Source organism: Chlorogloeopsis fritschii PCC 6912 (assembly GCF_000317285.1).
Classification (GTDB): Bacteria; Cyanobacteriota; Cyanobacteriia; order Cyanobacteriales; family Nostocaceae; genus Chlorogloeopsis; species Chlorogloeopsis fritschii.
Map to the genome: position 1 here is coordinate 23,576 of NZ_AJLN01000146.1, position 12,887 is coordinate 36,462.

Genomic DNA, 12,887 nt, shown 5'->3' on the forward strand with positions numbered 1-12,887 from the left:
CGTGCAGACGGGCTTTGTTCGTATAGCCTCACCCTTGTAGGGTGTAGGCGCTCCTAATTTGATTGATATATGGAAAAATGCATTAATTCATCTAATGCACCAACTCGATCGCCCGCTTCGTCATCGCCTCCGCAGTCAATCCATTAAACGCCATCAACTCACCAGCACTTGCTGTTGTCTCCCCACGCCTCCACGCAAAAGTATCACGCTTACAAGTACTGCGCAACATAATTGGTTCCAGCATTGCTGCCGCACCACCAGTCACACCAATTAATGCATCGCCATCAAACAATTCAGCGAATTTTTCATCATCTATAAAACCATCATCAGGTTCAGCACAGGTATCCCAAGCTGTATCATCAGGGCGATATAAACGCCGAGGATTAATAACAGAAACTATCTTCACCCCAATACCTTCTGTTTCCAAAAAAGCAGCGGCTTCAAATACAGGCATTAATGTCATGTCGCCAATTACGGCAAACACAACTTTTTTATCGCCGGGAACTTCTTGCAACACAACCCCACCATCGCGCAATCCTTGACGAGTCATATTAAAATTAGTGCGAATTGGCAGTGGTGATTTACTGGCAGTAATGACAATTCCTTTATTCTTTGTTGTCAGCGCCCAGTCGTAACAGATTTGAATGCTGTTAGCATCGGGTGGGAACAATGGAAACACATTGCCATTGCGCATCATAGCAGCAAAATAAGCTTCAATTTCCGGACGTTGGTGTGTCCAACCGTTGCGCCCTTGCTCTAGCGCACCTGCGGTGAATAAAGTAATTGTTGAAGGAGTAGGGCGGCGCAATTCTGCCATTGCTTGGGTAACTGTTTGCCAAATTGGTAAACCGTTAATGGCAAAAGATTCATAAGAACACCACAAACTTCTCGCACCCATCAACGCCAAGCCAACCGCTAACCCCGCACAAGCATCTTCACTCAGGGGTTCGTAAACTTGTCCGCCTGGTTCTTGGTTGTATAACTCATCGCTCGTAGGGTGGATGATTTTGAGTGCTTGGTTAATGTTGGCAATCCCCGATGCTTCATTACCGTCGGCGTTAGTGACGAGGAAGTTTCTGTCTATTTGTCCAACTTTTGCCACCAAACGTCCCATTGCTGTGGTAGCAACTTTTGGCTCGCCACCAACGTGATATTCTTCTAAGGGCAATTCGCCTAATTCTGGTAAAGGTAATTCAAATTCTGTGACAACTGTCTTCGCTGCCGAGCCGCCCCCTGCACGTTCACAGTTTGTTCTTACCAGTTGCCAAGCTTCATGGGGTAAAGCGCGTTCTTTTAGCGCATTTACAATGTGGGGTGCATCAAGGGTATCTTTGGGATAAAGGTTGTGAGATTTTGCTCCTCTAGCGTGAACGCCTGCACCCTTGAGTTGTTTGATGATGAATACGGTTAGTTTACCACTCAAAGCCGATCGCGCTGCTTCATCTACACCCATTAATACTGCTTTGGTAAAAGCTAGCCGTTGCTCAAAGGAAAAGGCGGTACTGTCAACGTAATTGCCTGGTTGGTTTTTGTCATCAAAATCTTTTGCATCTACTAGCACGACTTCTTCAAAACCATTGCCGTGCCAGTATGCCATCATTTCTTCATTGGTTTTGATGGAAACCATGCTGTGGTGTTCTTGGCTATAACCGTTCCACACCAGCACTGGTAAAAAGTTGGTAACACCAGGATAGGCGGTGTGGAAGTGCGCCATTGAACTCATGATGTAGGGTTCACCCAATCCGCCGTCACCAAGGGTAAAAGGAAATAGCTTGTCTTTGTGCAACAGTGCAGCTGCCATAGCAAAGTGCTGTCCTTGTCCCAAAGGCCCTGCTGGTGCGAGAATACCGGGAATATAACCGGAGAGGTGTCCTAACAGCCCATGCTTCTCCCGAAAGCGATCGCGCAATTGTTGCACTGTGTATATGCCCATCTCCTCTAAGGAACGATCCAAGAACATGGCACTGTAAAAGCCAGGAGCGTGGTGTCCCACTTCGGTGATGATATTTTTGTAACCGAGCATAACTAGTGCTGCATAAGCTTCCGCTTGACTGGCAAAACCGCCAGGATGTCCAGAAGCTTTACTACCAGTAATTTGCAGTGTCAAATAACGTAAAGCATCCGCAGCCAGCAAAGTTTGGTACACTGCCCCTGCATCTTTTGGATTGGCGATCGCTACTTTACCTAATTCGATGGCAGGTGTTGCACCATAAATTTCAAATTCCGGTAACGCTTCACCAAAATATTGAATTCCTTCCCAAAAGTTGGGAAGTGCTGAAGTTGCCTTTGGGGAAATTGCTGTCATGCTGAATACCTTACCTATGAGGAGACACTAGAAAAGCTCATCCAATTTAAGGAAAATTTTACAACTTTCAGGTTGTAACAATTAATTGCTATTTCACAAGGTAAGGATAATTAGCTTAAATGGCAACTTAATTAAAATTAACTATTTAAATTGCTTATCAATGGCAAAACATTAGATTTGCACCAAAATTAAGGCTGACTAATTTAGCCTCGATCAAAATTCACAGCGATGCCAACCTGTAGTAACCATAATCTTGTGTGAACCTGAACAAGAGTACTAAAAAAGTCAGCCATTCAAGCAAGCCAATCAGAGGAAAGGAAGTTAATTCTAGTTGAGTTAATTTAGTACGCTAAAATCCTATCTGCTATTAGTGTCAATCTGTCCCTCAATATCAGATTGATATTATTCAACTCTCCTTAACAGATGTAAATACCTCTTTGATACTACTGCCCTTGTAAACCGTACTTGACGATGAGTAGACAATTTCTATCATCTGCACTACGCTCGTAAACAACTTGATCGGCCAAGCGACGGAGAAGAAACCATCCATATCCTCCTACTTGCAAAGTACCTGGTTCAGGTTCAGCGATCGCATCGGGATTAAAAGGTTTTCCATGATCCCAGATTCTGATTTCGAGTCGATCAATCCACAAAGAAACATCTATGTCAATGGTTGTGTCTGGTGGTAAAGATTGATGTGCATGACGAACGGCGTTGGTAAAACCTTCTGCTAATGCTAAATTGAGACGATATAGTTGATTTTCTGACCACCCACGCTTAGACAAATGTTGTAAGCAAAATTGCTCAAACCATTGTTGTACCTGGTTTAGAAGCTTAAGTTCGCTTTTCACCGTCAGATGGTCTTGCTGCATGATGCTAAGCATTGACCTTGACTTGAATAGATGAAAAATATTTCCCGGTATTTCCTACGATCTACAGTCTTTAGACTTTGGAATGGCATTTCAATCCAAAATTTCAAATCATTGACAGCTCAACCTGGATTATTAAAATAGACGCCTGTAGGTTTTTCTCAAAAGCACTTTTGCACTTGCTGAGAAACTCACAGGCGTCAAAGTCATATTATGATGACTTACTTAGAACAGACCCAAAGTAAGGGACTTATCTAATGGGAAGGTAGCGCCAATACCCAGCCAGATTGTGACTAGAGTACCAAACAAAAAGATTGCTGTTGCTACTGGACGGCGGAAGGGGTTTTGAAACTTATTGACGTTTTCGATGAAGGGAACAAGAATCAGCCCCAGGGGTACAGACGCCATTAATAACACCCCTAAAAGTTTGTTAGGAACTGAGCGCAAAATTTGAAATACAGGATACAAGTACCACTCTGGTAAAATTTCCAAGGGTGTGGCGAAAGGATTTGCCGGTTCTCCGACCATAGCCGGATCTAGCACTGATAGAGCCACAATACAAGCGAAGCTTCCCATGATTACAACCGGGAAGACATACAATAGGTCATTAGGCCAGGCTGGTTCACCATAATAGTTGTGACCCATGCCCTTTGCCAGTTTAGCTCTTAATTTAGGATCGCTGAGGTCTGGTTTTTTTAGTGTTGCCATTTCTAAATGTGCTCTCCTGCTTATGTCTAATTAAAGCATCTGTGAAAGCCATCAGCTATCAGGCATTAGCTTTCAGCTTAAGATACAATAGTTCGTTTTTTTGTCTTTTATGTGTCAATAACGATTGTTATTTTTCCTTCAGTTTAAAACAAACTACCGAATCTTGGAACTGAAAACCTCTGCCTGTTGCCAAAAGCTTTTTGATTACAATGGGCCAGAAATACCTTGTTTGCGGATCATCAAGAAGTGCAGCAGCATGAAGACGGCAATTAGCCAGGGCAGCACAAAGGTGTGAGCGCTGTAATAACGAGTCAATGTCGCTTGTCCAACGCTGGAACCGCCGCGCAACAGGTCAGAAATCAAAACACCGACCACAGGAATCGCTTCTGGTACACCGCTCACGATTTTGACAGCCCAGTAGCCAACTTGATCCCAAGGCAGAGAGTAGCCAGTCACGCCAAAAGAAACAGTAATCACAGCTAGGATGACACCACTAACCCAAGTCAACTCACGAGGCTTTTTGAAGCCACCAGTGAGATATACCCGGAATACGTGCAGAATCATCATTAGCACCATCATACTGGCAGACCAGCGGTGGATGGAGCGAATCAGCCAACCGAAGTTCACGTCATTCATGATGTACTGTACAGAAGCATAAGCTTCTGTAACGGTTGGCTTGTAGTAAAATGTCATCGCAAATCCAGTCGCAAACTGGATTAAAAAGCAAGTCAAAGTAATTCCACCCAAGCAGTAGAAGATGTTGACGTGGGGAGGGACGTACTTGCTGGTTACATCGTCAGCGAGCGCTTGAATCTCTAAGCGCTCCTCAAACCAGTCGTAAACGTTGGCCATACAATCTCAATTTCCTAGAAATCGATTCGCGGTTAATAAATCTCCCAATTTAACCAGGGATTTGGGGATTGGGATTGGTGATTGGGGATTGGCGATCAGGGATTGGGTACTGGGTATTAAGATTTCTTTATTCCTAATCCCTAGTCCCCAGTCCCTAGTCCCTAGTTCCTAGTCCCTAGTCCCCAGTCCCTAAAGTTTTGGGATTTTAGTAAAGCTGGGATATCAGAGTGATAATAGTTTTAATAAACTTAACACTCTGCAAAAATGATATATTATTGCATTCTTCTTGCACCCAAACACAAAAATGTCGGACACAATGAAGATTCTAGCGTTTTCTGAGTGGTATGCGCTGAAATCACTGGTTTGATCCACTTGATTTCAAAATGAACCACTTCTATAAAAAAAGTAACATAGTCGAGAGACAGATTTCATATAAATCAAGGCAACTGCATCGAGATAGGTAATTTGGGTTAAAAGTGGAAGTAAAAATGGGGTTAATGCACAAACGGGTTTTTCGGATTAGCTTGTCAGTTGTTTTAGCGTTTTGGCTCGGATTTTGCAGCTTTTGTCAACCAGCGATGGCTTTGACTGAAGAACAAAAGCTGGTGACGGAAGTATGGCGAATTGTAAATCGCACTTATTTGGATGACACCTTTAACCATCAAAATTGGGCAGCGGTGCGACAAAAGGTTCTTTCTGCGGCTCTGACAGATCAAAAAGCAGCATACGCAGCAATCGGAAAGATGCTCAAGAGCCTCAACGATCCTTTTACCCGTTTTTTAGATCCGGAGCAGTACCGCAGTTTACAGGTAAATACCTCTGGGGAACTGACAGGGGTGGGGTTGCAAATTGCTTTAGATCAACAGACAGGAAAGCTGGAAGTAGTTACTCCGATTAGCGGTTCCCCAGCAGAAAAAGCAGGAATTCGACCGCGCGATCGCATTGTTAAAATTGAGGGTGTTTCGACGGAAAATCTCACCCTAGACGAAGCCGCAACCAGAATGCGCGGGCCGATTGGCAGTTTAGTCACACTGCTGATTGAACGAGACGGAGAAGGACAAAAAGAATTTAGAGTCCCACGCGATCGCATTAGTCTTAATCCTGTAGTCGCAGAGTTACGTACTAGCCCCCAAGGAGTACCTCTTGGCTACATTCGCCTCACTCAATTTAATGCCAACGCCCCGATGGAGTTAGCACACGCCATTAATAATTTAGAAAAAAAAGGTGCTGCTGCCTACATTTTAGATTTGCGAAATAATCCCGGCGGGCTATTACAAGCAGGAATTGAAGTTGCCCGCCTGTGGTTAAACTCTGGCACCATAGTCTATACAGTTAATCGCCAAGGTATTCAAGGCAGTTTTGAATCCTTTGGCCCGGCATTGACAGACGATCCGTTAGTTGTTTTAGTCAATCAAGGAACTGCTAGTGCTAGTGAAATTCTCGCAGGCGCACTGCAAGATAACGGTCGTGCCACACTGGTTGGAGAAACTACCTTTGGTAAAGGCTTAATTCAGTCACTGTTTGAATTGTCCGATGGTTCTGGTTTAGCAGTGACAATTGCCAAGTATGAAACTCCCAATCACAAAGATATTAATAAATTGGGCATTAAGCCAGACCAAATTGTTGCTTCCGAACCGATTACCCGTGAACAAATTGGTACAGAATTAGATCACCAATTTCAAACAGCTTTGGAATTGCTAGCGAAAAACTCAGTCGTTGCAGCAAAAGCAGCGTGATTAGGAGTTAGGGGCTAGGGGCTAGAGGCTAGAGGCTAGAGGCTAGGGGCTAGGGGCTAGAATATTTAATTGTGAATAAATCTAAATTCCTCTAATTCCTAATCTCCAATTCCTAGTCCCTAATCCCTAATCCCTAGTCCCTAGTCCCTAGTCCCTAGTCCCTAGCCCCTAGTCCCTAATCCCTAATCCCTAGTCCCTTAGATGATTGCTTGCACTTGCAGCAAAACTTCTAAATCTAAGTTAGCTAAACGCTCATAGGCATTATCTATTACACGTTTACCGCGAAGATAACCAGTATTTGCACCAGGACAAATATAGTGCAGTGTTTCTGGCGAGAAGTTTTCTAATAAAGCTTTTATACTTTTAATTTGCCGAGTCCAGTGAAAAGTTTTTGCTGTTCGTAATGGCACTGGTTCACCTTGCTGGTTGGGAACTAAATGACGTCCCGAAAAAAGTACACCCCCACATTCTTGGTAGTAAAGACAAGATGAGCCGGGAGAATGTCCGGGAGTCCAAATGATTTGGGTGGCTGAATTTAAGGTAAATTCCTGATGAAAGGTAGTTAAGGCTAATTCAGGTAATAGATAAGCTTCTTGTTCTTGAATCAAAATATTGCAGTTAAAGTTTTTCTGAAATTCCGCCGCCTTACCAATAGCACCTCTATGAGTGAGAAATAACCAGCTTACACCACCATGTGATCGCATAAAATCCTGATTTGTTTGGTCAAATGCCGGACAATCAACCAGAATATTGCCTTCATTTCTTACAATAAAATAAGCGGTTCCCCCTAACGTGTCCCGATTTGGTGGAAATGCGAAAATAGTATCTAGCGCGAAGTCCGAGCGGAGGTTTCCTCCGATCGGAACTTCGTAAGAGAGGACTTCTCGTGGTGGCTTAACAATCTGACTTGATTCTTGAGGCAAGGGACACATGAGAACTACTACTAATTGGAGATTTGCGGGTGTTCCGGTTTCAGTATAAAACTTCTGGCGCTCAGATGGGGGAATGGTGTTTGGCTTGTGACAATAGCTGTGGCGCATTTGACTACAAGCGAGACTCACGTTTGAAATTACATTAAAACAACATGGCTGTTTGGTTTCTTCTTTTATTGGGACTAATTACCTATTTAATGGTGCAACGCAGTGTCGCTCAAATCACTCGGACACCAGTTTGGCTATTGTGGTTGATATTGATGACACCAGCACTGTTGTGGACAGGATGGACAGTGATCTACGGTACGAATCAACCTCTGCCGCGATCGCTAATGATTTTGCCATTAATTATCTGCCCTTTGTTATACTGGGTACTGTTTCAGTGGGGGCGGCAACTGCCAAGTGACAAACAGACTGAACCCCAAACGCCGCAATCAGAATCGGCTGCAAATACTACCCCAGAACCATCACCTGTGCGTCCCCTTGAACAAAACGAAGAAACCCAGCTACGCAACTGTTTTCCCTGGTCGGTATACTACATTCAAAATATTGAGTATAGACCTCAAGCTGTCATTTGTCGGGGTCAGTTAAGAACTAAGCCAACACAAGCTTATCAACAAATCAAAGAGAATATAGAAGCACAATTTGGCGATCGCTTCCTAGTGATCTTTCAAGAAGGTTTGAATGGGAAACCCTTCTTTGTGCTTGTTCCCAATACGCAAGCAGCCAAAGGTAATGCAAGCTCAACCGAACAGCTAACGCGCCCAGGACTAGCGCTACTACTATTAGCAATAACTATAGTGACTACTACCTTAGTAGGGGCGAGAATAGCTGGTGTTTTGCCTACAGCCCTCCAATCCGATCCAGCTATGTTCTTGAAAGGATTACCCTACGCCTTAGCTTTGATATTTATTTTAGGAATCCATGAACTTGGTCACTATCTCACAGCTAGATATTATAAAATTCGCTCCACCCTACCTTATTTCATTCCCATCCCATTTTTCTTAGGAACTTTTGGCGCATTTATTCAGATGCGCAGCCCTGTACCTCACCGCAAAGCTTTATTTGATGTCAGTATAGCCGGGCCTGTCGCAGGTTTTGTAGCCACCCTGCCATTATTAATATGGGGTTTGGCTAATTCTGAAGTGGTTCCTTTACCAAGTGAAAGAACAGGATTTTTGAATCCAGACGCTCTCAATCCCAGATATTCTATCTTATTAGCGCTGTTCTCGAAATTAGCGCTGGGAAGTCAGTTAACATCGCAATCAGCTATCGATCTACATCCAGTTGCAGTAGCTGCTTGTTTAGGGCTGATTGTAACTGCTTTAAATTTGATGCCTGTAGGACAACTTGATGGGGGACACATCATCCATGCAATGTTTGGGCAACGAAGTGCAGTAGTAATCGGTCAAATTTCCCGCTTGTTGCTATTGCTGCTTTCTTTAATACAGCCAGGATTTTTCTTGTGGGCAATTGTCTTATTATTTATACCTTTGATGGACGAACCAGCACTCAATGATGTCACAGAGTTAGATAACAAACGCGATATCGGGGGATTACTAGCTATGGCTTTGTTAGTTCTGATTGTCCTACCAGTACCGCAGGCGATCGCAAATTTGTTGCAAATTTAATTTCAGCTAGACTAGAAATCGTAAAGGTGATGCTAGTTAAGGCAAAGTTAAAATACAGATGTCGCAACTAATCCGCGCCCACGTATTCATTTCGGGAAGAGTGCAAGGCGTAGGCTATCGCTTTGCCACTGTCGATACAGCTAGCCAGCTAGGATTGAGTGGTTGGGTACGAAATCTCCCCGATGGCAGGGTAGAAGCAGTGTTTGAAGGAGCACAGGAAGTTGTTGAGGAGATGATTCGTTGGTGTCACCAAGGCCCACCCGCAGCTATAGTCAAGGATATAGTGGTGGAGTACACAGAACCAGAAGGGTTGCGTAGATTTGATGTGAGACGTTAATTTTTGTAGATTCGTTAATTACAGCGCTTTTCAAATGATTAACCGGAAATCGTAGGGTGGGCATTGCGTCACAGCCCATGTGGTAAACATTTTAGATATTGGTGAGCAATGCCACCTTAAAGAAAACCGTTGTGCGATCGCTCCTTATAAACCACAGCAGTCCTATTACTTGACCTTTCACTTTGCCAGCTAATAATTAGTTAATCTTCCCAATTCTGAGTCAATAATTGTGCATTTATTCAGAAATAATCCCCCTGTATTTTGTATATAAATATGTTCCTTCATAAGTGAGAGCAGTACAGAAATCTCACACTACGTTTTATTGATCGGTCAATCAGGGGGATTGAAAGTGATCAAGATTTTAATAGATGCTGACCTCATACTAGAAATTTTGATAAATCGCAACGCTTTTGGCGAAGATGGGAGCAAATTAATAGATATAGTACATCCATCTCTTCAGATGTATATAACAGATATTGGATGGCAAAAAATATATACCTATACCAAATGTTTACAAAATCACAAAATTGCAGAAATAGTAATTAATTGGTTACAAGATAAAATCAGAATTTGTACTGTTGAAAAAATAGTTCTGCAGCAAGCACGTTCCTCACCACTCAAGGATTTTGAATCTGCTGTAGAACTAGTTTGTGTTAATTGTGAAGAACTAGATGCAATTGTCACCCATAACCTGAATAATTTTGCTGAAGCTCCAAACAAATATTGGATTTGGTCACTAGCAGAATTGTGGGTGCGTGTAAATTTAGAACTTCAGCTAAAAGCAACTAATTATAGCTAATACCAAATCCGGTTACATTATCCTCTTTATGCTTTAGTCTGAGTAGGCGGACTTTCCAGTCGCCAAGTAAAAGAGTGGTTGAGAAGGCGGATTTAGTATAATTTGTCAAGAACTTTTGAGGTGTAATTCCGTAATTTTGTAGTTTAATTGTTACTTTATGAAAAACAATATCTCCGACTTTTCAAATAAGTCGGGAATCTGTATCTTTAAATTTTCACAAATCAAATCGGATTGCTACATACATTACTAGTACACACTCACATCTAAAACGTAGTTTAAAATACCATTTCCACTAGTTTGCTGAATAACATTAGTGCTAGGGCCGCTAAATTCAATACTGATACCAGATGATTCAGGAACGTAACGCCCTAAAATTTCCACTTTGTGTTCTCCGACTGATAGCAATGGTGATAAATTCACTTCCACTTTATTACTATTAAGCCGTTTCACAACTTTACCATTAAGGATAATTTCACCCTTCAATTGAGTACCTGAAGTATTAATCCTCAAAATATGGGGTTGACTAAGATTATTGGCACTCAGATTGAGTGAACTTTGTTGGTATCCAGAGGAATAGCTGGATTGTTCGCTAAAGCTACTGAAGCCTTTCATATCATTATCGGTATCTATATTAATAGAATAACTTTGGCTACTGATAAAATTCTGAGCTATTGCCGCAGAAACTATTGCGATCAAAGCTAAACAGAAGGCAAGAAATAATAGTTTTTTCATGGTTCTATGGAGATAGCAATGGGTATAAAAATCGTTATCTGCTGAATACTTATAGCAAATTTGTTTTTGTCTGGTAATTACAAGCTTTTCAAACAAATCGGATTTCTAGAAACGAATTTATCCCATTTAAATACAATCTATCGTAAACAATCGAGTTTAAACTTAAGTCAAAATAATAATTTATCCGAAGCTTCTTGATTGGAAAACTTCGGAAGGTAGATATTTGCAATATGCACCCTGTTGAGCAACATTATCGTTGCGGAGCACCAACTTTTTTCAGAAATTCTGGATCTTGACCGGGGTTGTATACTTGTACTGGAACGTGGACTTTTACGCCAACATCTCCCTTACCTGGAGTTGTACTGGTAGCACCTTCACCAACAACTGCATTACTGTTTCGGTTTTGTATCGCAGAATTAGGGCCAACATTAATTTGAGTTGATCTGTTGGTAACATTTGTACCAGGTTTGCAATCTTCTCCAAACTCTTGACTTACATTATTGGTTTGCTGACCAGGATTCTTATTACCGCTAACATCTACCTGTACAGCCACATCGATCGCAGAACAACCTAGTGCCAGTGCAGAAGGAGTGAAAGAGGGAACAAACAAAGGTGATACAGCTGTCAGCGAGAATAAGCTAAGGGAGATAAATTTGAAATTCATAATTGTATCCTCTTGAACTAATTACATGAAGTTGTAGTTGTAGAACTATAAGTGCGACTGGTTGCACTACCGGAGTTTTTAACGCTTTGTTGAGTCAAAGTTCTGCCGCGACAATAACCCCGCGTTGTTTGAGGAATTTTCACAGTTGGGACACGGTAAGTACGATTTTTTGGAATCCATACCCCAGAATTAGGCCAGCGAAAGGGAGAGATACTTGTTGTCGAACTGGGAGTTTTTCTAATCGTAATACCGTTGTCTCCGTCAATTCTTACTCTGGTATTGCCATTTTGGATATCAATGTCGCCTGCTGTGGCTATTCCGGCAGGTAATGCCATCAGCGCAGAGAGTAACAGTATCGAAATTGAACGTTTAGCAGGCATGGTTCAATACCTCACATATAGGAAAAACCGATTTTGTTGCTTGTTCAGGAATCGGCGAACCTTGGTTACAACTCTTTTACTAACTTTCTGCAAACTGTTACTAGAGTTGGTATTGCTTGCATTGGGCAACGCCTTTAGTTTGAAAAAGAATTGAATTTTTGATTAGGGATGCGCTCATTAGCATCATCCCAATTTCAAATACTTAGCTTTTAGTAGTTGTGACAGTCAGCGATATTAACAGTCTGCTGACGAGATGCTAACTCTGCATTGTTAACAACAGCGCTATGAAAAGCAGCTTCACCTTTTTGGTTGACTCTCTGAGCGGAGAATTGTCCGTCAGAACCACTGTAGCAATAGCGTCCATTTTTATGCTTGATTAGTTGTTGGTCGTTCTTCAACTCAGCATTGTTAACAACGGTACTACCACCAAATGCTTTACCGTCTTGATCAACTTCTTGGACGTTGAATTGTTGTGCCATTGCTGCACCAGGAGCAACCATCAAACCAGCAGCCAATAAACCGAATGCAAAAGACTTCTTCAACATAATATTTAGACCTCTTTAAATTAGTTGTGCGTGTATTGTGTGTTGTGTGTTGTTGTTTTTGGAATTGGCGTTATTTACAACGCCGGATTTTGAGTTGGGGATGCGCTCATTAGCATCATCCCGATTTCAAATAGTTAACTTTAGTAACGGCAGCTAGCAATATCAACAGTCTGCTGGCGATTTCTTAACTCTGCATTGTTGACAACAGTGCTATCAAAAGCAGCTTCACCTGTTTGATTCACTCTTTGAGCAGAGAATTGTCCACCAGAACCGCTGTAGCAATAACGTCCATCTTTGAGTTTGATTAGTTGTTGGTTGTTCTTCAACTCAGCATTGTTGATTACTTGGCTACCACCAAATGCTTTACCGTCTTGATTAACTTCTTGGACGTTGAATT

Annotated in this window: 14 protein-coding genes; 4 read left to right on the forward strand and 10 right to left on the reverse strand. The window is 42.2% G+C overall.

Annotated elements, in window-relative coordinates; genetic code table 11:
- Window positions 1-91 precede the first annotated feature (91 nt).
- The 4 genes from UYC_RS0132810 to petB form a co-directional block, all read right to left on the reverse strand.
- Entirely contained in the window at window positions 92-2,305 is a 2,214-nt protein-coding gene (locus UYC_RS0132810; protein ID WP_016876623.1) for a phosphoketolase family protein, read from the reverse strand.
- Window positions 2,306-2,748: 443 nt separating this feature from the next.
- Window positions 2,749-3,189: an ATP-binding protein gene (locus UYC_RS0132815; RefSeq protein WP_016876624.1), complete on the reverse strand. Its 441-nt coding sequence runs from the start codon at window positions 3,187-3,189 to the stop codon at window positions 2,749-2,751.
- A 210-nt stretch (window positions 3,190-3,399) separates the two neighbouring features.
- Window positions 3,400-3,882 (reverse strand): cytochrome b6-f complex subunit IV, encoded by a 483-nt coding sequence (petD, locus tag UYC_RS0132820; protein WP_016876625.1) that lies wholly within the window; start codon window positions 3,880-3,882, stop codon window positions 3,400-3,402.
- A 204-nt stretch (window positions 3,883-4,086) separates the two neighbouring features.
- Window positions 4,087-4,734, reverse strand: a complete 648-nt coding sequence (gene petB / locus UYC_RS0132825) for a cytochrome b6 (protein ID WP_016876626.1) — start codon at window positions 4,732-4,734, stop codon at window positions 4,087-4,089.
- A gap of 488 nt (window positions 4,735-5,222) precedes the next feature.
- Here petB and ctpA point away from each other — a divergent pair, with 488 nt between their 5' ends.
- A complete protein-coding gene (gene ctpA / locus UYC_RS0132830; RefSeq protein WP_016876627.1) occupies window positions 5,223-6,470 on the forward strand; it encodes a carboxyl-terminal processing protease CtpA in 1,248 nt (415 codons plus the stop codon).
- A 197-nt stretch (window positions 6,471-6,667) separates the two neighbouring features.
- Here the strand turns inward: ctpA and UYC_RS0132835 are convergent, their stop codons facing one another.
- Entirely contained in the window at window positions 6,668-7,402 is a 735-nt protein-coding gene (locus UYC_RS0132835) for an MBL fold metallo-hydrolase (RefSeq protein ID WP_026087598.1), read from the reverse strand.
- A gap of 152 nt (window positions 7,403-7,554) precedes the next feature.
- Here UYC_RS0132835 and UYC_RS0132840 point away from each other — a divergent pair, with 152 nt between their 5' ends.
- From UYC_RS0132840 to UYC_RS0132850, 3 genes are all read left to right on the forward strand, one after another.
- The gene (locus UYC_RS0132840; protein WP_016876629.1) at window positions 7,555-9,033 is read left to right on the forward strand and encodes a site-2 protease family protein; all 1,479 of its coding nucleotides are present in this window, start codon (window positions 7,555-7,557) and stop codon (window positions 9,031-9,033) included.
- A 58-nt stretch (window positions 9,034-9,091) separates the two neighbouring features.
- Entirely contained in the window at window positions 9,092-9,370 is a 279-nt protein-coding gene (locus tag UYC_RS0132845; RefSeq protein ID WP_016876630.1) for an acylphosphatase, read from the forward strand.
- A 349-nt stretch (window positions 9,371-9,719) separates the two neighbouring features.
- Complete coding sequence (locus UYC_RS0132850; protein WP_200862411.1) at window positions 9,720-10,169, forward strand: PIN domain-containing protein; 450 nt, start codon at window positions 9,720-9,722, stop codon at window positions 10,167-10,169.
- Window positions 10,170-10,415: 246 nt separating this feature from the next.
- On the opposite strand, the gene UYC_RS0132855 is transcribed toward UYC_RS0132850, so the two are convergent.
- From UYC_RS0132855 to UYC_RS0132875, 5 genes are all read right to left on the reverse strand, one after another.
- A complete protein-coding gene (locus tag UYC_RS0132855; protein ID WP_016876632.1) occupies window positions 10,416-10,901 on the reverse strand; it encodes a hypothetical protein in 486 nt (161 codons plus the stop codon).
- A 250-nt stretch (window positions 10,902-11,151) separates the two neighbouring features.
- A complete protein-coding gene (locus tag UYC_RS0132860; RefSeq protein ID WP_016876633.1) occupies window positions 11,152-11,565 on the reverse strand; it encodes a hypothetical protein in 414 nt (137 codons plus the stop codon).
- A gap of 17 nt (window positions 11,566-11,582) precedes the next feature.
- Window positions 11,583-11,945, reverse strand: coding sequence for a hypothetical protein (locus UYC_RS0132865; RefSeq protein WP_016876634.1), 363 nt, complete (start codon window positions 11,943-11,945; stop codon window positions 11,583-11,585).
- Between the two features lie 209 nt (window positions 11,946-12,154).
- On the reverse strand, window positions 12,155-12,490 hold the full coding sequence (locus tag UYC_RS0132870; RefSeq protein ID WP_016876635.1) for a hypothetical protein: 336 nt from the start codon (window positions 12,488-12,490) through the stop codon (window positions 12,155-12,157).
- Window positions 12,491-12,630: 140 nt separating this feature from the next.
- Window positions 12,631-12,887: hypothetical protein (locus UYC_RS0132875; RefSeq protein ID WP_026087599.1), on the reverse strand; the 257-nt coding region annotated here is incomplete at its 5' end.